Raw genomic sequence first — 19,196 nt, forward strand, 5'->3', positions numbered from 1 at the left:
AATAATGACACTATCTTATCTTAATGTATATTGTCATGGGCGCCATGATATGATATATTAAATCGTAATAGTTACGATTTTAAAGAGGTGCATGACCATGACAAATTGGACAATCATAGGCGGTGGCATTCAAGCAGTTACTATCGCAATTAAATTGCGCACTGAAGGCCTCCCTGCCGCTTCACTTACAATGATTGACCCCCACGCGTCATTATGTGAACAATTTAAGAAATACACTGCGCGCATTGATATGCCGTTTTTACGCTCTCCTTGTGTACATCATTGTCATCCTGATCCCTTCCATTTGAAGAAATATGCGAAGAAAAATCAGTTTACCAATGCATATTTAGGCAAATACAAGCGTCCTCAGCGCGATATGTTTATGTATCATATTCATGATTTAGTTCATCAATATGATTTAAATGATACGCACATGCAAGGTTATGTCGAGCACATAGAACGTTTAGGTCAACAATGGCGTATTACCCTATCAGACCAACAACAGTTGATTACAGACTATGTCATCATCGCAGCAGGTTGTACTGAAACACCTAATGTACCTGAGATGTACCAAAATCAGCCTGACGTACAACATATCTTTGAAGACAGGGAAATCAATTACGATAATACATCACATGTCGTCGGCAGTGGTATCAGCGCAGCTCATTTATGTCATCGTCTACTAACTGAGCACCCTGAAAAGCAACTCCATTTATGGATGAATAAAGATATCGAAATACATGACTTCGATGCGGACCCTGGTTGGCTCGGACCTAAAAATATGACGCACTTTAGTCAAATCGAATCTTCTGAACAACGCATGCATATTCTAACTCGTGAGCGTCACAAAGGTTCGATGCCACAAGATCTTTATTTACGTCTCAAAAAACATATTGAAAAAGGACGTATTATAAGACATCAAATACCAATCAATGCGATTAAAGATCATCAAATACACACAGAAGATGGTAGCTATACCTATGACCATATCTTGTTAGCTACAGGTTTTAAAAATACGATGTTACAAGCACCATACATTAAAGATTTGATTTTAAACCATCATGCCCCAATGGCTCAATGTGGCTTACCAAGCATCACGCCAGAACTCGAATGGTTACCACAATTATTTGTCGCAGGTGGCTTAGCTAACCTAGAACTCGGTCCCTTCGCAAGAAATATTATGGGTGGTCGCGAAGCAGCCAATCGTATCGCAAGTTATTATACCGCGCAACAACTCCAAGTTTCTAACGCCTAATATAACGGGAAGGGAACGTCGAAGTATAATGTTGGGTAGTATTTCGACGTTCCCCTCCCTTTATATCATTAATATGTAATCAAAAAGTATAATATATTGAGAGGGAAACACCGAAATGATGATTTCGGTGTTTCCTTTTTGTATGACTTCGTTTCATCAAATTTTGAATTCCTATCCTCTACGTTCATGCTTACAGCTATTAAAAATTTACCCTTTAATAAATGTTATTTTTCATACTTACTTCTTCTATTATTTGACTTATTTTACGCACTAGCACATTATAAAAATATAATAATATGAATGCATCTTTAATTTTAATTTAAAGGAGTTTTGATGAAAAGAGTATTGAAAATTACTTTGATGATAGTAATTATTTTAACAATTATAATTTCATTGTTTTGTTTAGATAGGTATATGTATCAGAAACAAGAAGAAAAAAAGCTCAGACAAGAAGTTCATCAAATTTTTAAACAAAAAGGTTGGGAAGATAAAGTCAAAAGTGAAGAAAATATTTTTACATTCAATACTGGAGATAATTATTTGGAAGTAGTATTTAAGGACGAACACTATAATGTATATCAATATGATACTGAAAAGAATGGAAAAGTCACAGGAGATGCATTTTTAAATCTCCCACGCAATGCAAAGAAACCTAAAAATTTCAAAGAGTCATATGATATTAAATAAAAAAGCGCAATGAAGTAATCAAGTTCAACTTCACTGCGCTTCTTGTGTTATTTGCGAGGTTTGATAGCAACTGTTCCTCTCATGACACTAATTAAGCGGCCTGTATCATCTGTAATATCAATATTCCATACTTGTGTGGTTTTGCCTGCATGAAGTACTTTCGCTGTCGCATAGACCGTGCCTTCAGTCGTAGATGCAATATGATTGGCATTCATTTCTAACCCTAATGGAATGTATTGTGATGTATCAATCATCAATGCAGCTCCTAGCGAGCATGCCGTTTCTCCTAGCGCTAAATTCGCCCCGCCATGTAAATAGCCAAAGGGCTGTTTTACACGATCTGTCACTGGCATGGACATCACAACATAACCTTCTTTTTGTGTTTCAACTTCCATACCTAACGTTTCTAACATATTGGTATCCATTTCATTCATCCTCACTTCAACGTTATTCAATGTTTACTTACTATTCATTATAAGACCATTGCGGCAATTGTGCCAAAAATGATCAATGGAATATTAAAGAAGACAAAGTTTGGAATACAAGTATCTCTGATGTGGTCGTGTTGTCCGTCGGCATTTAGTCCTGCCGTAGGTCCTAATGTAGAGTCACTTGCCGGTGAACCAGAATCACCTAACGCACTCGCTGTACCGATTAACGCGATGAGTGCCATTGTGCTCAATCCTAATGTTTCACCAAGTGGAATAAATAACGCCGCAATGACTGGTATCGTCGCAAAGGATGATCCAATGCCCAATGTCACGATGAGTCCAACAACATACATGACGATGATACTAACTAACTTATGATCACCTGTCACTTGGCTTATGCTTTGTACTAAATGCTCAATATCTTCTGTTTCATTCATCACACCCGCAAAACCATTAGCAGTTAATATCACCACACCGATATAAGACATTAACTGCAGTCCTTCAACAAACTGGTGATCAATATTTTTCCATTTATAAACGCCTGAAATAAAGAAGATGAGCACACCTGCTAAAGCTCCAAAGATCATGGATTCTGTTAACATTTGAACGACAAAGGTACCAACAATTGCTACAATCGTTACCCCAATGACGTAAGGTTTCAATTCTACGACATTAGATGTCTCAGCCGGCTGTTTCGTCTCATAGTGACGACGTTTTCTGTAGAAAATTAATCCTAAAACCAAACCGACGATATAACCTAATGACGGAATAAGCATCGCTTTCCAAATCATATTAAATTCGATTGTATGATTCGCTTTGTCAAAACCATTTGCGATGATTTGGTGGAAAATTTGACCAAATCCATAAGGCATGAGTACATAAGGAAAACATAACCCAAAACCTAAAATTAACGCAATTTGGCGGCGATCCATTTGAAGTTCATTAAACAAACTGATTAAAGGTGGAATCACAATTGGAATAAATGCAATATGTACGGGAATTAAATTTTGACTCAAAATACTAAGGATAAGTAAAGCAACTACGAGAACCACTTTAACTTTAATACGAGATTGTTTACTATCTTCAGCATGGATGCCTTGAATCATTTTCCCTACTAAATAGTCGGTGATCCCACTATAAGAAATTAATGCTGCAAAGCCTCCGAGTAACGCATAACTTAACGCGACCTCTGCACCATCAACAATATTATCCGTAAAAACAGTCACGACTTCAGTGACATTCATGCCTGCGATTAAGCCTCCCACAATCGCACTGATAAACAAGCTGATTACGACGTTCAACCGAAGTAAACAGAGCACGACCATCAGTATGACTGCTATGACCACAGCGTTTAGCAAAGTTCCCACTCCTTTATCTCATTAGCGGACTAAAGTGTTAATAGAGCTAATGGTATCAATTCACGAAATAAATGTCAATACACGCTAATGAAGCTGTGGATTTATTTGACTACAATATAAAAAAGCACGGTTAAGTTCACTAAAGTGAACGTAACCATGCGACGATTGTACGTACTAAGATGCCTGTTGGCCCTTTAGGCCCATTATAAGATGCAACGGGTGTGGTAGCGGGTCCAGCCACATCAAAGTGTAAATGCGGTGTCTCACCAGCGAAGTGACCAATAAAGGCCGCTGCAAATAGTGCTTTCCCTTGTTTATTTGTATGATTCACTAAATCAGCCACATCAGATTGGCGTATACGTTGCTGCTCAGTTTGAGTCACTGGGAGTTCGAACAGTGCTTCACCGTATTGTTCCGCCAAGGTTAAAATGTCGTTCAATGGCGTCTCTGTATTATTTTTAAAGACTGCTGCTTTATCTTCACCAAGTGCTACAATCGCTGCTCCTGTAAGTGTCGCAAAGTCCATGATGACTTTAGGATTAAATTGGCTCGCATAATGCACTGCGTCACCTAATACTAAGCGTCCTTCTGCATCACTGTTTAATACCTCAACTGACTCACCGCTGTGTGCATAGAACACATCGTCTGGTTTCATGGCTGCATCACTGATCATATTTTCAGCAATCGCTAATACACCAACGAGATTCACAGGTAATTCAAGTTGACGTGCCGCTTCGATCATTGCGACAACATTCGCTGAACCACACATATCAAACTTCATCTCTTGCATACCTGTTTTCGATTTGATGGAATAGCCACCTGAATCATAAGTAATACCTTTACCTACTAGCGCAATCGGAGCCGCATCTTGTGGACCGCCATGATACGTTAGCGTCACAAGTGCAGGTTCATGCATGGAGCCTTTTCCTACTGCGTGGATGAGTCCAAAGCCTTCTCGTTCCAGTAATTCACCGTTTTTGATATCGACTTCGACCGCACTTTGAGCAAAATGTTGTTCGATGAGTTTGGCATAGTACGCAGGCGTTAAGATATTCGGTGGTAATTGACTGAAGTTGCGTGCTAAGTTAATACTTTGTCCGATAATTTGTCCTTGATTAATTGAATTGGTAAACGTTTGGTCCGAACCGATGATATTCACGTTCAGTTCGTAAGCTGTTTTTTCAGATGTTTTAAAACTATCAAATTGATAAATCGCGCGTTCACTTTGAATACCTATGACTTCAGCTATTTGTTCAGTAGAATCAGTTAAAGCTAACGTTTCATATAATAAGTCTGCATGTGTGATCTTTTCTTGTTTTAAAAATTGGAACAGATAACCAAATGCACGGGATAACGTCGTTTCAGTTGCTTCTTTTAACGCACCTAAGCCCACTGTTATGAGTCTTATCGGTTGTCCATTTAAATGATAAAGCGTTGAGTTGATGCGTCCAAAATCCGTCGTCACCATGTTTAAATCTTCTAATTCTGTTAATTCTTTAACAAGATTCTGTTGTTCGAGCTCGAGTTGAGATAGCTCCTCTAGTTCTTCTGACAATCCTAAAATCACGGTGTTAGAAATTCTTTTATTTTGATATGTAAACTGTGTTGTCATAGAGATCCCCCTTTTTGTTTAATAAAAAAAGAGCGAAACAGAAACCTAAGTTTACACTCGATCTCTGTCTCACTCCTTTTCAGTGATGACCCATTTGTATGGTCATTCTATTTTAAGTTTAGTTATGAATTAAAATTTACCTTTTTTGTAAGCTAAGCCGATACCGCCAAGTTTGAAGATAGAACGAGTATCGATAACTTTTTTCAAGAATGAAGCTTTTTTACCTTTGATATCTTTACCGTAAACAGTACCGATACCATCATGTTGACCTAGTGAGCAAACTGTACCACGGTTAACGAAGTTGAATGGAACTGTTGGTTGACCGTGTAATAAGAGTTCAATGTTTTTAGCAGTATGTTCACCTTGTTGCATAGCGATTTGAGCTGTTGTAGGTAATGGACGTTCTTCGCCTTCAGGAATGAATGCTGAGCAGTCACCGATAACGAAGATGTCATCGTAGCCATCGATTGTTAAGTCTTGGCTGTTGATGATACGACCACGTTTAACGCCTTCGAATGCGTCATCCATGATGTGGTTACCGCGAACACCAGCTGCCCATACAGTAGTGTTAGCTTCTAATTGTTCTTCTTTTTCATCGTCACCTACTTTAACTACGAAACCTTTTTCGTTAGTAGCTGTGATAGGTGTACCGATTCTGAATTCAATACCTCTTTCTTCTAAGTAGTTAACTGCGTAGTTAACAAGTTCTTCTGAGAATTGAGGTAAGATTTTAGACATAGCTTCTACACAAGTGATTTTAACTTTGTTAGGATCTACGCCGTATTTGTTGCAAAGTTCTGGAACACGTTCAGTTAATTCACCTAAGAATTCGATACCAGTGAATCCAGCGCCACCAACTAAGATAGCTAAGTCTTTGTCATCTTTGTCTTTAGAAGCTGCGTAATTCGCAAATTTATCTTCGATGTGACGAGATAATTTACGTGCAGTTAAGATGTTTTCGATTTGGAATGCATAGTCTTTCATTCCGTCGATACCAAATGTTTCAGGTTCGAAACCTAAAGCGACAACTAAGATATCGAAGTTGAATACACCTGCGTCTGTTTCAACTTTTTTAGCGTTGCGATCAATTTTAGTTACTTCACCTTTAATGAAGTTTACTTTATCTTCATTTATCGCACTGCTGATAGGATAAATGATATCTTCATAGCTTCTTGTACCTACTGAAGCTTCGTGAAGTAATGTTGATTCGTAGTGGTAATCGTTTTTGTTGATTAAAGTAATTTCTGCTTCATCTTTAGGAAGTTGTTTTTGTAATTTAGTAACTGTTTGTAAGCCAGCGTAACCTGCACCTAAAACTACTACTTTTTTACGTTCTTGAGCCATTATATTCACCTAAACTTTCGTTAATATTTTGTTGCACTACAGTCTTTCGCTATACCACATTACGTGATGTAGCCACCGCTAAGCGCTGTTGTTAACTGTTTGTCATTTGAGGCAATTCTCTATCAAACCGTAATAAACACACTACAATTCATGTTTATCCTGCACGACTTACGCAAATATTTAAAACTGTGTGACGTAAATAAAATCACTCCATTTTAATTAATGAAGTTAATATTATTATATGTAACACAGCTACGATATCTATATATATACCCCAATTTTTGCAAACTATTCACAGAAAAGACATTTTTCATCCACATCTAATTTTATAGTTTTTACCTTATCTTTTCAAGCACTAATCAAATGGTATAAGGATTTTCATAAATATTTTCATAAAAAAAGCAAGGCACCATCTAAATCAATCAGACGTCATGCCTTGCTCAATGTATTCATGTCTCAATCTTGTTTCATCAAATGAAAGTGTACACACTTGAAACAAAATGGATTAGCAATCTTCAGGTGTACCCGCTACTTTAGCTGTGCGGAAAGAACTTCCGCAACCACATGATGCAATGGCGTTTGGATTGTCAATTTGGAATCCGCCACCCATCAGTGATTGTTTAAAGTCGATGGTCGTACCATGTAGCACTGGAATATCATCTTTATCTACTAACACTTTTAAGCCGTAGAATTCGCTGATCTCGTCGTTTTCTCCTGGTGCTTCTTCTGCAGACATGCCGTAAGTTAAACCGGTACATCCGCCACCGTTTACTTTAAGTTTTAAGTAGCCATCTTCCATTTCATTTTGTTTCAGCATATCTTTCACTTCATATGCTGCAGCTTCTGTTAAGTTAATTGCAGACATGAAAATCTACTCCTTTATATCGTAAATTGAACTATCTATATCATCATGTTCATGTGATTAGAATATCCAAGTTTCTTTAATGTGATCGTATATGTTTTGTAGCAATTCTTCAGGTGTATCGCCTTTGACGAAATCGCCATTTACTAATGCATACAACGATGATGAGCAAAGCCCACAACATTGTAAGCAACCGTATTCTAACACATCAACATTCGGATCTTTGTCTAATTCATTATAAACGTAATCTCCGCCTTTTGCCATATTTGATATGCAGAATTCTACTATTGGATTCATTTGACACCCTCTCAATAAATTATCGCTTGTTGTATTATATCAAATCTACCCTACTTCTGCTTAATAAATTGCTTAAAAATATGACGTTGAATCTGAACTTTAAATCTTATGAAAACTTCAATACAATTTATGTTTCGATAGTAGGAAAATGCTGTCATTTCAGATGCTGTCACAATTTTATCAAATTTGTTTGTAGTCATATTTGAAAACGTTTATAATGAAATTGAACAAAACATAGTTTCCATGATACGCGATCGTCTTGTACATAAGTTGTCGTTCAATAAATAACATCACGTTTTGTGACGAGATAGCGACGGCATTGATACAACAAGACATCACGACGCTATGTTTCATTTTATATGTTAGGGGCTAGTGCATCACATTTCACGGTTAAATATGACGCACGTGATTAAAGGGGAATCAACATAACGTAATTAAATGAGCTAGCGCCAAGAATAATTCTAAATAAAGGGGTATTGAGAAATGAAGAACTTAGTATTACTTGGTGGAGGCTATGGTAATATGCGTATCTTATCTTGTATATTACCCAACGCCATACCGGATGACTATGTCATTACACTAATTGACCGCATGCCATATCACAGCTTAAAACCAGAATTTTACGAGCTTGCAGCAGGAACAAAATCAGATAAGGACTTAAGAATTGAATTCCCACAATCTGATCAACTTAACATCGTGTATGGTGAAATCACTGATATCGACTTGGATAACCAAATCATCACTGTGGGTAACAACAAGGTCGATTATGATGAGCTCATCATCGGTTTAGGTTGTGAAGACAAGTATCACAATGTACCTGGTGCAGAAGAACACACGCACAGTATTCAAACACTTTCTAAATCGAGAGATACATTTTTACATATCAGTGAACTGCCGAAAGATGCTTCAGTCGGTATCGTAGGTGCTGGACTCAGCGGTATTGAACTCGCGAGCGAATTACGTGAAAGTCGAAAAGATTTAAACGTCATTCTCTACGATCGTGGTGAACGCATCCTTCCCGCCTTTCCTGAAAAATTAAGCCGTTACATTGCAAAATGGTTCAAGAAAAACAACGTCAATGTCGTCGCAAATTCTAATATTACGAAAGTAGAACCTGGCGTTATTTACAATAATGACCAACCTGAATCACTTGATCTCGTCGTTTGGACAGCAGGTATTCAACCAGTTGAAATTGTTCGTCAATTGCCTATAGATACAAGTAAGAGTGGCCGTGTGATTCTGAACCAATATCATCAAGTGCCTACTTATCCTAATGTTTATGTCGTTGGTGACTGTGCGGAATTACCATTTGCGCCAAGTGCACAACTCGCTGAAAATCAAGGTGATCAAATCGCACACGTGCTCAAAACGCAATGGGAAGGCAAACCGCTTCCTGAAAAAATGCCTGAGATCAAAATCCAAGGTTTCTTAGGTTCTTTAGGTGACAAACAAGGTTTTGCTTATATCATGGATCGTACAGTGACTGGTCGCCTCGCCTCTATTTTAAAATCAGGGGTACTATGGCTCTATAAATATCACAATGGTTAATGCCGAACTTTTAACCATTAAAACGAATAAAAGCAGGATGGCATAATTGATGCCACCCTGCTCTTTCTATTTCACTTTCTCATTTTTTACGCTTAAACGGTATGACCTTGGTAATGATCTAAGAATCTTGTAATATCTTTTAATTGAATAAATCCATCCGCAACATATTCATCATCCATTGTGATGAGAGGATAGAATAATTCATCTTGTTCAATTTGTTCAATATAATGTTGATCGTGATCTGAAAGATTTTCTGTATCCTTTTCGATATCGATATACGTATATTCAAAGTCGATATCTGGATATTTTCTTTTGAGTAACGGTTGTAACCAGTCGTACGTATTTTTAGAAGTCGGTGCGTTGACACAACTTGCACACACAACGTCTGCTCCATAGACTACGACACTGATTTTTTTCATCTTTATATCCCCCTTGTAGCTTCACGTTTTACATCGCTGGTAGCGCTTCAAACATATCTAGCTTTACTGTAGCGCATCCCCCTTATTAAAGTAAAGTTAATCGCTTATCCTCATCTTTAATATTAAATAGAATGATGGATTTTTCTAGGTGTTTCTTTTATAATTAAATCATAATCATAACGAAACGAATTACTTAAGTTGAAAGGAGGCATCTTAAATGCCTACTGAAAATGCAACCATGTTCGACCAAGTGGCTGAAGTCATTGAAAAATTACGTCCATTCTTACTAAGAGACGGCGGTGACTGCTCACTCGTTGACGTTGAAGATGGTATCGTAAAACTACAACTACACGGTGCTTGTGGTACATGCCCAAGTTCAACGATTACATTAAAAGCCGGCATCGAACGTGCACTTCACGAAGAAGTCCCTGGTGTCATCGAAGTCGAACAAGTCTTCTAATTACTCATCGACAAACTAATTCATACTAAAAATCATTTTTCACGAACAAATACAACCATCCATTTGAAACCAAAAACAGCACTTCCTAGTGACATGAAACGATCACTAAAAAGTGCTGTTTTTTATTTAAATATTCTTAGTATACAACAAGATGACTATTTGACGTGTTGGTCTAAATATTCATTAATATAGACCCAACCTTTCCAGCCTACATGGACGGCATCCGCAATGACATAGTCTTCGTAGTCTTTATCCGTCATATCATAAAGCTCGCCACCATTATCAGTGACGGTTTGATTAATCTTCTGGTATATCTGATGCCTTCGCTTTTGTTTAATTCCGATATGGTCATACCATGGACCATTGGATGGAAGACTCACATACGTCACATCAGCACCCGCTTCTTTTAAGGTACGAACGAGCAATTCCAAATCCTTAAACTCTGGAGAGTTCAATTTAAATTCATAGTCACGGTTAATCTTACGTTTATGACTTTTAATCAATTTCCAATATTCATCTCTGATCCCAAACGCATTCGATGACGAATGTTTTTGCCCATATTGAACTGCAGCTTGTTTCATCTTAGACCAATCCGCATTCGCATTGGCCACACCGTCAGCTTGGAGCAGTTCACTCTTGTTAAAATGTAAAAACGACTTGATCGCTTCGATTTTTTTCAACTGTTCACTATAAAACGATGTTAGATAATTCGTATGAGGTTTCGACTTTTGTTGGGCGATGGCTTTTAAAAATGGACGATTCTCCACATGCTTGAACTGCTGTAATCGCTCCGCATACGCTTGCTTTAATGGTTGACTTAACTTTTTCTGTTTAAACAATTGGTTAATCTGTGCTTTAGAAATCCGAGCGTCAAAATTCTCCTTCGTCAACCCATGTTCAGTAAACCATTGTGGTGAAATGATAAATACTAATTTTTTACCTTTTAACTTATCATACTGAGCGCCTAATTCGACCGCATTTACAAGATCTGTTGATCCCCCAGTACCCACTAAAAACGGCGTAGGCTTAAATGATTTACGCGCGTTTAAAATGAGCCCAGGATGAAACGGATCGACCTTCCCTAATTCACTTGAGCCATAAATCGGTAAAAACTGCTTTGACTGCATCATATAATCTTGGTTTAACGTACCTTTTAAGACTGTATCTGTGAGTGCTAACCGTTGTGACATAACGGCATTTTCATTCACTAAACCAGAAAACAAACGTGCAGGCAATAATAAAAATATGCCAAACAGTAGTACACTGATAATAAAGGGTAAAAATCTTTTCATCATCTTAATGCTTCAAGTACCGCTACGATTTGATTCGGTGTAGCCCACTCATCTCTATCAAAGTCCATGATCGACACTTCAATACCTAATTGGTTTTGAATCTCTAATAGCAAACCTACTGTCTGGAACGAATCAATGATCCCTTCTTCAAATAATAAGATATCTGGATTCGAAATGACGATATCGTTTTCTGCAACTGATGCTAATAAATTAAGTACTTCTTCTCTAAATGACATGTCTGTTTCTCCTTATTAAATTAAATTTCCAGAAAAAATCAAAAATCCGAACGCAACAAAATGAAATGTCACGACAATGCTTAAGAGATTCGTAAATTGATTTTTCCATTTAGGTGGATGTTGTTTTCTCCACCGTTCATAAAATCCGTAAACAATAAACAACATAGCGTGGTACAAACCATATAAAATGTAGAACCATTCCAATCCGTGCCACACACCCATGATGAAAAAGTTAATTAAAAATGCAACATTCGACATTGCTAATTGACTTTTCAACAACCTCTTCTTCGACATAAAGAAAAGCGCACGCATGTAGACACAATCCCTAAACCAAAACGACAACGACATATGCCAGCGATTCCAGAAATCCTTGATGTTTCGCGCTTTAAACGGTTGATTAAAGTTCGGTGGTGTTTGTATCCCCATCACGTAACTAAAGGCAATCGCAAACAAGCTATAGCCAGCAAAATCAAAGAATAAATAAAAGCTATAGGCATACATATAGAGCCATTTCGAACTCCATTCACTCAGTTGAGGTAATAACGGTTGAACAGCATACTGGTTGATTAAATATGCGATGATGTATTTATATAAGAACCCCATCATCAATAAATGTGATGCCTTTTGTAATAGCGCAATATAACCTTCACGTGGAAGCACTTTGCTCTCATCTTTCACAAAACGTTTGTAGCGATCAATCGGACCTGCTGATATCGTTGGAAAAAATGTAATAAACTGCAAGACCTTTAATGCTTTAACCTCTTTAATCGAACCATCTCTAATTTCCATTAACAGTTGTACACTCTTAAAGGTAATATAAGAAATCCCTAAGAAACCGATCGCTTGAAGTAGCTTTATTTCATGGAATTGAACATGGTATTCACCTAACCACGAACTCTGCCATACCTTTACGATGATTAACGGTAAAATGGACAATAAAATGACGGTGAAGAATTTCGCAAATGTATTAGAACGTTGGCGTGATTTCCAATAATACATAATAATCGCTAACTGCCAAATCGTATATATCACAAAGTTCAACAACTGGTAACTTACATAGCGATTGCCCCATAGATTAAATTCATCTGAAGCAAAAATGAGCACCAGTAAAATGACCGTAATGACGCCGTTATAGAGCTTACTCCGTTTCCCAAAACATCCCATAATAATGATAGGTAAGAGTAAAATACCGGCTATGAAAAAGAATGTAAAATTACTATAAGGAATCATCGTGTCACAACCTCAGCAATCGCTTTACGATCTACTTTTCCATTAGGCGTCATCGGAAGTTGTGCTAAAGTAACAAACTTTTTCGGTACCATATATTCAGGTAACACTGATTTAAGTTGCTGCTTTGTCTCTTGAATCACTTCTTGCTCAGATAGTTGTTCTGTTAATGTTGAATTCAATACAACTGCTGCTGATAACGCTGTTACTTTATCTCCTCTATAGATTGGCACGACGACCGTAGATTCAATGTACGGTGTTTGTCTGAGCTTCGTTTCTATTTCTTCAAGCTCCATTCGATAACCATTCAGTTTAACTTGGAAGTCCAGTCTACCGTTAATGAACCATTGTCCATCTTTAAATTGTGCTTTGTCACCTGTATAGTAGACTCTTTCTTCACCAGTCGTATCAAAGACTTCATTTGTCTTATCGGGATTTTGAAGATAACCATAACTCACGCTATTACCTGTAATTGTAAGCTCGCCTTCCCCCGTTAAGTTAAGTTCTGCACCCTTTCTTGGAATGCCAACAGGTAAACTACTATATTGATCTAATAGCGCCTGTGTCACTTTCACATAGGTCACGGCTACAGTTGCTTCTGTAGGTCCGTATGTATTGTAGACGGTCGCATTTGGCAAACGTTGAACGAGTTGTTGCGCTGTGCGATGCGTTAAAATTTCTCCGCAGAAGAACAAGCGATGTAAACTTGGATAATACGCTTCAGTTAACTGTGGTAACAGTAAACACATTTCCATAAATGAAGGTGTAGAGACCCATACATCGATTGGATGTTGTTCCAACATGTCGCTCAATTCTTTCGGTTTATGAATCATTGCTTTATCGACTAAATTCAATGTGCCTGCAGACATTAATGCTGGATAAATTGCCATGACAGACAAATCGAATGAAAACGGAGCCTGATTGAGCCATTGTTGCTGCATTTCAGAGTCGTTTAGCTCAACCATCCATTGCGTAAACTCAAGTAAGCTTGAATAGCTAATTTGCACACCTTTAGGTTCACCAGTAGAACCTGAAGTAAAGATCGTATAGCAAATGTCAGTTTGTGACATCTCAGCGATGGCTTCACTTGTCGTCGCTTGATCAATGACTTCTGGTGTGAGGACCTCACCTTGTTTGAATGAAATCGTCTCATTCGCTGTATTAAAAATATATTGTGGTTGTACCTTTTCAAGGATACTATCAATTCGATTTATTGGAATCGAAGTATCTATTGGTACGTAGCCACACCCTGCTTTAATCGCTGCAATCATTCCCACAATCATATATGGAGACATGTGCCCATATAACACGACGGGTGTTTCAGCATCTCGTAACGTTGCAGCCAGTTGATTTGAATATTGACCCAATTGCGCATATGTTAACGTCTCATCACGGTGTCTGACAGCAATCACTTCAGGACATTGTTGTTCATATTTAGTCAGTACTTCAATTAAATCTTTCACGCTGACCTCCAAAATTAAAATTCATTATAAATAAAGTTATTTTGTGTATCACCTGAGCCATAAATGAGGTAGAGTGCGATAAATATGACTAAATAGAGCAACGTTAATAGTACCACTTTAACGCGTTGAAATTTCGTGTTGTTTGCTTCTATCATGTTTCACCTCTCGAGCACTTTCATTTTGCAAAGATTGATTATTTATGGAATAAATTAATTCAAAGGAATATCAATTATTCTATGATATATTTCTGCGATATTGTCCTATGATATAATATCCTTGTATATTATACTCTAATTTATACGTCTGTTCAATTATATTTATAATTTAATTGAATAACTTTTTATCCATGTCTAGACAAGTGCGAAAACCCTTTCATGACCGCATGCACAACGTTAAATACACGTCATTTTGAAAATTCCACCTCAATTTTCGTTCTATTATTGCATAAAAAAAGTGTAAGTGAGATTGGAAAGCCACATCAATTTGGCTCTCATTCGTCACTTACACAAAGTTAAATTATCTCATTTTATTTTACAGGCGTTAAAGGTTCGTTATCTGACAAGACCGCTTCAATGTTATCGACACATAATTGAATCATGCGGTTACGTGTTTCTACAGAAGCACTACCGATATGAGGTGTAATCACTACATTGGGATATTTAAGTAATGGATGATCCATCGCAATCGGTTCTTCTTGTAACACATCTAAACCACAACCACCAATTTGTTGTTGGTCAATCGCTTCTATCAACGCTTCTTCATCTACAACAGCACCACGGCCGATATTGATAAAGACTGCATCTGATTTCATCATTGAAAATGCCTCACGGTCAAATTTGTGTCGTGTTTCATTCGTGAGGGGCGCCGTACATATGATAAAGTCACTTTCTTTAAGCAATGTTTCAAACGTTACATAGAGCGTGCCATAAGTTTGTTCGCTTTCTAAATGACGAGAACGGTTGTGATACATGATGCTAGTGTTAAAGCCTTGTAGACGACGGGCTACACCTCTACCGATATCACCCATACCAAAAATACCAACACGTGAATGGTGTAAATCCTTGCCGGCAAAGAGGTATGGTCCCCAACTTTGCCACTTACCGTCTTGCACGTAATGTTCAGATTCAACAATACGACGCGCCACTGTTAACATAAGCGTTACGCCTAATTCAGCAGTCGTTTCAGTCAACACGTCTGGTGTATTTGTAATGACGATGTTATGTGATTGAGCACCTTCAACGTCAATGTTATCGTAACCGACCGCCATATTTGCGACGATTTTTAATTGTGTTGCAGTTTCATAGACTTCTTCATCAATCTGTTCACTTAAAGTAATAAAACAAGCCGCTGCATCTTTCACTTCTTCAAGAAATTGGTCTCTTGGCATCGCTTCATATGTTTCGTCCCACATTTTCACTTCACCGATTGTATTCAATTGATCAATAAAGGATTGTGGAATCTTCCGCGTTACTAAAATTTTAGGTTTTGTCATAGCCATCCCCTACCCTTCTAATTCTGCTATCACTTCGTTTAAATCTTTAAATGTATATGTTGGTGGTACTTCTTTTTGTTCAATTTGTTCTTTCGTTGTCACACCTGTTTGGACATGTATGGTATCCACACCCACATTGATACCTGACATAATATCAGTATCGTATAAGTCGCCTACCATCGCAACGTCTGCTTTAGGTAATTGTAAAATGTCGAGTGCTTTATCCATGATGATCGGTTCAGGTTTTCCTATAAATACAGGATCAACCCCAGTAGAAACAGATACGACACTTGTGATTGCACCATTACCAGGTAAGAATCCACGCTCTTTTGGAATGGAAACATCTTTATTCGTAGAAATAAATTTTGCACCTTGTCGAACACCAAGTGTCGCAGTTGCTAACTTGTCATAAGTGACCGCTTCATCAAGACCGATCGTTACGTAATCCACATGCTCATCATCTTTAATCGTTAAACCTTCATTTTGAATCGCATTACGTAAACCATCGCCGCCGATCACATATACGGATGCATCACTTTGTTCATTTGATATATATTCTGCTGTCGCCAACGCAGAGGTAACGATTTCATCACTTTGCGCAGTGACGCCTACTTTTTTTAATTTTTCAACCACATCTTCAGGCTCTTTGGTTGAATTATTTGTTACAAATAAATGGGGAATATCGTGATTGTTTAAGTATTCAATAAATTGTGCTGCCCCATCTATCGGTTGACTTCCTTTATACATCGTTCCATCTAAGTCAATAAGATATCCTTTATATTGTTTCATGTAAATCTATTCTCCCTTTTTACCAAAAGCTGTAATTGGTACATTTTCGTTTTTTAAAAAATAAACGACTTCATCTACGAAACGTTGATAATATGGCATAGCTTCATCAAATAACGGTAAGACCTCATCAAGTGATAATTGATCATGATCATGCACGAATAACTTGCGCTTAGCGACAGTACGATTGATGTAATGTTGTGTATCTGACAAGATTACCTTCTCTAATGCCATGATATCGATCACATCTTGATAATTCCCAGGATCTCTGAGGATAAAACCATCGATGATCATGTTGCCAATGTCTACAGCTGTCTCAATTAACATCTGGCCGATACGCTCAATCGCATATGTGTTGTCTTTATTTTTCGGGTAATCCTCTGTGAGTTGTCTTAAATAATTTAGTTTATATTCTAATTTTGCTTTATCAACAAAATACATCTCCCGCACCTCCACCATGGTCCAAGTGTATAATATTTTTTGCTTCATTTACATCATATCACAACTTTGAAGCACATGGGTTTTCGGGTTATACTGTACCTATTCATTTTTAAAACGTTCGCCTAACGAAAGGAGTTACACGCACGATGATAGATATGTTTTTATATGATGATGAAGAGCCAGCACAAGTTCAATTCGTTGGTTTCGTGGGTGAAGAAAGTCGTTATGATCTCATGCTCATCCAAACAGATAGACATTACGGAAAAACTATTGTATTAAATATGCAGACCAATAAATTTGGAATTATAGGTACCGATGATTTAGAAGAAGAAGGTTACATTGCCTTTATCCTCGGTGTTTCAGAGGCTGAAGGGGACGAAATTCAAGCCTACTTATCAGAAGTGATTCAATAAAATAAAGTAAAAAAAGGATGGCGCTTTTGCCATCCTTTCTTAATGTGAAGATCTTATGAAATTTTGATTAGTGAATGTTATGCGCTCATTTGGCACATGTATAAACGCACAACGACTTCCTTATGAATGCGTTTGAATCGTCGGTTTGATTTTGACGTCTTTCAATTTATCATATTCATCAATCTCAGGCTCTACTTCATCGGATTGGGTCATACGGGACAATGCTTCACTTTCATCCAACCGTCTCAATACAAAATAAGCACATCCGAAATTACAATACTCTAATATATAGTCTTGTATCGCTGAAAAACGTTTACTCGCTTCTACCTTCTTATTCGCATCTTTGTAAAATCCTTTGAGTCGCAACTGATCATATCCGATATCGCCCACGACAAAATCGTATTTATCTAAGATATCAGAATATCGGTTCGCAAATTGTTCTTCATCAAATGCATTGCGGTACTCACTCACCATTTCAAAATAACGGCCATCCGCTTGTATCATATGCAAATCACCTAAATCTTTCATTTTTTATTTCCATATTGAACCGAAGAAAGACTTAGTTGAAACGACAGAGAGATTCTCCTTCAACTAAGTCTGATCTTCACGTTACTTATTTATTGTCTGAAGTGATTTGTTCTTCACCGAAAAGTTGTTTTCTTCTTGCTGCTGCGTTAACTTGTTCATCTGCGTGATAAGAACTACGTACTAATGGGCCTGCTTGACAGTGTTTAAATCCTTTTTCTAATGCGACTTTGCGCAGTTTACCGAATTCTAACGGTGTATAGTATTTTTCCACTTTCAAGTGTTTACGTGTCGGTTGTAGATATTGACCGATTGTCAAGATATCGACGTCGTTCGCACGTAAATCGTCCATTGTTTCATAAATTTCTTCGTACGTTTCACCTAATCCTAACATGAAGCTTGATTTAGTAGGAATATCAGGTTGTAATTCTTTAGAACGTCTTAAGAATTCTAACGTTCTATCATAAGTTGCACGCGCACGTACTCTCGGTGTTAAACGTCTTACTGTTTCAATATTATGATTTAAGATATCAGGTCTTGAATCCATGAGTGTTTCTAATGCTTCATAGTCGCCACCCATATCTGATGGTAAGATTTCAATCGTTGTATAAGGGTTACGTTCACGTACTTTACGTACCGTTTCAGCGTACACATTAGAACCTTGGTCTCTTAAATCATCTCTTGCTACTGCTGTGATGACGACGTGTTTTAAATTCATCAATTCGACTGATTCTGCCACACGTTCAGGTTCATTTAAATCAAGTTCGTTTGGTAAACCTGTCTTAACAGCACAGAATCTACAAGCACGTGTACAAACTGCACCTAAAATCATAAATGTAGCAGTACGTCGAGACCCCCAGCATTCGTGTATGTTTGGACATTTTGCCTCTTCACACACGGTGTTTAAGTTTTTTTCTCTCATCATTTTTTTTAGGCTTGTGTAGTTCTCGTTAGTGTTAAGTTTGATTTTCAACCAATCTGGTTTACGTAAAATTTCTTCGTTTTTGGTAGCCATAAAACACATACCCTCCTGTTTAGTTGTCATTTC

General features: G+C 37.5%; 22 protein-coding genes. 5 read left to right on the top strand and 17 right to left on the bottom strand.

From position 1 onward, the window contains the following. Positions 1-97 precede the first annotated feature (97 nt). Positions 98-1,255, top strand: a complete 1,158-nt coding sequence (locus ACSBRB_RS04095; RefSeq protein WP_435031732.1) for an FAD/NAD(P)-binding protein — start codon at positions 98-100, stop codon at positions 1,253-1,255. Between the two features lie 333 nt (positions 1,256-1,588). Beyond that, entirely contained in the window at positions 1,589-1,942 is a 354-nt protein-coding gene (locus tag ACSBRB_RS04100) for a DUF3139 domain-containing protein (RefSeq protein WP_435031733.1), read from the top strand. A 47-nt stretch (positions 1,943-1,989) separates the two neighbouring features. On the opposite strand, the gene ACSBRB_RS04105 is transcribed toward ACSBRB_RS04100, so the two are convergent. From ACSBRB_RS04105 to ACSBRB_RS04130, 6 genes are all read right to left on the bottom strand, one after another. Then, positions 1,990-2,367 carry a PaaI family thioesterase gene (locus tag ACSBRB_RS04105; protein WP_278926431.1) on the bottom strand — a complete coding sequence of 126 codons (378 nt, stop codon included), beginning with the start codon at positions 2,365-2,367 and terminating at the stop codon, positions 1,990-1,992. Positions 2,368-2,414: 47 nt separating this feature from the next. After that, positions 2,415-3,731 carry a Na+/H+ antiporter family protein gene (locus ACSBRB_RS04110; RefSeq protein ID WP_435031734.1) on the bottom strand — a complete coding sequence of 439 codons (1,317 nt, stop codon included), beginning with the start codon at positions 3,729-3,731 and terminating at the stop codon, positions 2,415-2,417. Between the two features lie 139 nt (positions 3,732-3,870). Continuing rightward, positions 3,871-5,343, bottom strand: a complete 1,473-nt coding sequence (locus ACSBRB_RS04115; protein WP_435031735.1) for a M17 family metallopeptidase — start codon at positions 5,341-5,343, stop codon at positions 3,871-3,873. 129 nt (positions 5,344-5,472) lie between these two features. Further along, complete coding sequence (locus tag ACSBRB_RS04120) at positions 5,473-6,687, bottom strand: NAD(P)/FAD-dependent oxidoreductase (protein WP_059106422.1); 1,215 nt, start codon at positions 6,685-6,687, stop codon at positions 5,473-5,475. A 505-nt stretch (positions 6,688-7,192) separates the two neighbouring features. Further along, a complete protein-coding gene (locus ACSBRB_RS04125) occupies positions 7,193-7,552 on the bottom strand; it encodes a HesB/IscA family protein (RefSeq protein WP_435031736.1) in 360 nt (119 codons plus the stop codon). 57 nt (positions 7,553-7,609) lie between these two features. Then, complete coding sequence (locus ACSBRB_RS04130; protein WP_059106420.1) at positions 7,610-7,846, bottom strand: YuzB family protein; 237 nt, start codon at positions 7,844-7,846, stop codon at positions 7,610-7,612. Between the two features lie 483 nt (positions 7,847-8,329). Here ACSBRB_RS04130 and ACSBRB_RS04135 point away from each other — a divergent pair, with 483 nt between their 5' ends. Beyond that, complete coding sequence (locus ACSBRB_RS04135; protein ID WP_107392335.1) at positions 8,330-9,394, top strand: NAD(P)/FAD-dependent oxidoreductase; 1,065 nt, start codon at positions 8,330-8,332, stop codon at positions 9,392-9,394. Between the two features lie 92 nt (positions 9,395-9,486). On the opposite strand, the gene ACSBRB_RS04140 is transcribed toward ACSBRB_RS04135, so the two are convergent. After that, the gene (locus ACSBRB_RS04140) at positions 9,487-9,813 is read right to left on the bottom strand and encodes a YuzD family protein (RefSeq protein ID WP_435031737.1); all 327 of its coding nucleotides are present in this window, start codon (positions 9,811-9,813) and stop codon (positions 9,487-9,489) included. A gap of 217 nt (positions 9,814-10,030) precedes the next feature. Between ACSBRB_RS04140 and ACSBRB_RS04145 the strand changes: the two genes are divergently transcribed. After that, on the top strand, positions 10,031-10,273 hold the full coding sequence (locus tag ACSBRB_RS04145) for a NifU family protein (protein ID WP_059106417.1): 243 nt from the start codon (positions 10,031-10,033) through the stop codon (positions 10,271-10,273). A gap of 155 nt (positions 10,274-10,428) precedes the next feature. Here the strand turns inward: ACSBRB_RS04145 and dltD are convergent, their stop codons facing one another. The 8 genes from dltD to ACSBRB_RS04185 all read right to left on the bottom strand — a co-directional run bounded on the left by dltD (position 10,429) and on the right by ACSBRB_RS04185 (position 17,210). After that, entirely contained in the window at positions 10,429-11,568 is a 1,140-nt protein-coding gene (gene dltD, locus ACSBRB_RS04150; protein WP_435031738.1) for a D-alanyl-lipoteichoic acid biosynthesis protein DltD, read from the bottom strand. After that, on the bottom strand, positions 11,565-11,801 hold the full coding sequence (gene dltC / locus ACSBRB_RS04155) for a D-alanine--poly(phosphoribitol) ligase subunit 2 (RefSeq protein ID WP_435031739.1): 237 nt from the start codon (positions 11,799-11,801) through the stop codon (positions 11,565-11,567). Before dltC ends, dltD begins: the two co-directional genes overlap by 4 nt. A 15-nt stretch (positions 11,802-11,816) precedes the next feature. Continuing rightward, complete coding sequence (dltB, locus tag ACSBRB_RS04160) at positions 11,817-13,031, bottom strand: D-alanyl-lipoteichoic acid biosynthesis protein DltB (RefSeq protein ID WP_435031740.1); 1,215 nt, start codon at positions 13,029-13,031, stop codon at positions 11,817-11,819. Further along, on the bottom strand, positions 13,028-14,491 hold the full coding sequence (gene dltA, locus ACSBRB_RS04165; RefSeq protein WP_435031741.1) for a D-alanine--poly(phosphoribitol) ligase subunit DltA: 1,464 nt from the start codon (positions 14,489-14,491) through the stop codon (positions 13,028-13,030). Before dltA ends, dltB begins: the two co-directional genes overlap by 4 nt. A gap of 14 nt (positions 14,492-14,505) precedes the next feature. Beyond that, a complete protein-coding gene (locus tag ACSBRB_RS04170) occupies positions 14,506-14,646 on the bottom strand; it encodes a teichoic acid D-Ala incorporation-associated protein DltX (RefSeq protein ID WP_059106412.1) in 141 nt (46 codons plus the stop codon). Positions 14,647-15,017: 371 nt separating this feature from the next. Next, positions 15,018-15,989 (bottom strand): 2-hydroxyacid dehydrogenase, encoded by a 972-nt coding sequence (locus ACSBRB_RS04175; RefSeq protein WP_435031742.1) that lies wholly within the window; start codon positions 15,987-15,989, stop codon positions 15,018-15,020. Between the two features lie 3 nt (positions 15,990-15,992). Next, complete coding sequence (locus tag ACSBRB_RS04180; protein WP_435031743.1) at positions 15,993-16,772, bottom strand: TIGR01457 family HAD-type hydrolase; 780 nt, start codon at positions 16,770-16,772, stop codon at positions 15,993-15,995. 6 nt (positions 16,773-16,778) lie between these two features. After that, positions 16,779-17,210: a DUF86 domain-containing protein gene (locus ACSBRB_RS04185; protein ID WP_435031744.1), complete on the bottom strand. Its 432-nt coding sequence runs from the start codon at positions 17,208-17,210 to the stop codon at positions 16,779-16,781. A 146-nt stretch (positions 17,211-17,356) separates the two neighbouring features. Between ACSBRB_RS04185 and ACSBRB_RS04190 the strand changes: the two genes are divergently transcribed. Further along, positions 17,357-17,623 (top strand): DUF3055 domain-containing protein, encoded by a 267-nt coding sequence (locus ACSBRB_RS04190; RefSeq protein ID WP_278926441.1) that lies wholly within the window; start codon positions 17,357-17,359, stop codon positions 17,621-17,623. Positions 17,624-17,743: 120 nt separating this feature from the next. Here the strand turns inward: ACSBRB_RS04190 and ACSBRB_RS04195 are convergent, their stop codons facing one another. Together ACSBRB_RS04195 and lipA are read right to left on the bottom strand one after the other, a co-directional pair. Further along, the gene (locus ACSBRB_RS04195; protein ID WP_435031745.1) at positions 17,744-18,127 is read right to left on the bottom strand and encodes a YutD family protein; all 384 of its coding nucleotides are present in this window, start codon (positions 18,125-18,127) and stop codon (positions 17,744-17,746) included. A 109-nt stretch (positions 18,128-18,236) separates the two neighbouring features. Next, positions 18,237-19,163, bottom strand: coding sequence for a lipoyl synthase (gene lipA / locus ACSBRB_RS04200; protein ID WP_435031746.1), 927 nt, complete (start codon positions 19,161-19,163; stop codon positions 18,237-18,239). Positions 19,164-19,196 lie beyond the last annotated feature (33 nt).

Origin of the sequence: Staphylococcus auricularis (assembly GCF_051172115.1) — a bacterium.
Classification (GTDB): Bacteria; Bacillota; Bacilli; order Staphylococcales; family Staphylococcaceae; genus Staphylococcus; species Staphylococcus auricularis_A.

Bases quoted from the DNA above. Each gene is read 5' to 3' on its own strand.
- dltC (WP_435031739.1), bottom strand. From the start codon at position 11,801: ATGTCATTTAGAGAAGAAGTACTTAATTTATTAGCATCAGTTGCAGAA.
- lipA (WP_435031746.1), bottom strand. From the start codon at position 19,163: ATGGCTACCAAAAACGAAGAAATTTTACGTAAACCAGATTGGTTGAAA.
- dltD (WP_435031738.1), bottom strand. From the start codon at position 11,568: ATGATGAAAAGATTTTTACCCTTTATTATCAGTGTACTACTGTTTGGC.
- ACSBRB_RS04195 (WP_435031745.1), bottom strand. From the start codon at position 18,127: ATGATACAAGCGGATGGCCGTTATTTTGAAATGGTGAGTGAGTACCGC.
- ACSBRB_RS04120 (WP_059106422.1), bottom strand. From the start codon at position 6,687: ATGGCTCAAGAACGTAAAAAAGTAGTAGTTTTAGGTGCAGGTTACGCT.
- ACSBRB_RS04180 (WP_435031743.1), bottom strand. From the start codon at position 16,772: ATGAAACAATATAAAGGATATCTTATTGACTTAGATGGAACGATGTAT.
- ACSBRB_RS04130 (WP_059106420.1), bottom strand. From the start codon at position 7,846: ATGAATCCAATAGTAGAATTCTGCATATCAAATATGGCAAAAGGCGGA.
- ACSBRB_RS04115 (WP_435031735.1), bottom strand. From the start codon at position 5,343: ATGACAACACAGTTTACATATCAAAATAAAAGAATTTCTAACACCGTG.
- ACSBRB_RS04105 (WP_278926431.1), bottom strand. From the start codon at position 2,367: ATGGATACCAATATGTTAGAAACGTTAGGTATGGAAGTTGAAACACAA.
- ACSBRB_RS04140 (WP_435031737.1), bottom strand. From the start codon at position 9,813: ATGAAAAAAATCAGTGTCGTAGTCTATGGAGCAGACGTTGTGTGTGCA.
- ACSBRB_RS04175 (WP_435031742.1), bottom strand. From the start codon at position 15,989: ATGGCTATGACAAAACCTAAAATTTTAGTAACGCGGAAGATTCCACAA.
- ACSBRB_RS04095 (WP_435031732.1), top strand. From the start codon at position 98: ATGACAAATTGGACAATCATAGGCGGTGGCATTCAAGCAGTTACTATC.
- ACSBRB_RS04170 (WP_059106412.1), bottom strand. From the start codon at position 14,646: ATGATAGAAGCAAACAACACGAAATTTCAACGCGTTAAAGTGGTACTA.
- dltB (WP_435031740.1), bottom strand. From the start codon at position 13,031: ATGATTCCTTATAGTAATTTTACATTCTTTTTCATAGCCGGTATTTTA.
- ACSBRB_RS04135 (WP_107392335.1), top strand. From the start codon at position 8,330: ATGAAGAACTTAGTATTACTTGGTGGAGGCTATGGTAATATGCGTATC.
- ACSBRB_RS04125 (WP_435031736.1), bottom strand. From the start codon at position 7,552: ATGTCTGCAATTAACTTAACAGAAGCTGCAGCATATGAAGTGAAAGAT.
- ACSBRB_RS04145 (WP_059106417.1), top strand. From the start codon at position 10,031: ATGCCTACTGAAAATGCAACCATGTTCGACCAAGTGGCTGAAGTCATT.
- ACSBRB_RS04185 (WP_435031744.1), bottom strand. From the start codon at position 17,210: ATGTATTTTGTTGATAAAGCAAAATTAGAATATAAACTAAATTATTTA.
- ACSBRB_RS04100 (WP_435031733.1), top strand. From the start codon at position 1,589: ATGAAAAGAGTATTGAAAATTACTTTGATGATAGTAATTATTTTAACA.
- ACSBRB_RS04190 (WP_278926441.1), top strand. From the start codon at position 17,357: ATGATAGATATGTTTTTATATGATGATGAAGAGCCAGCACAAGTTCAA.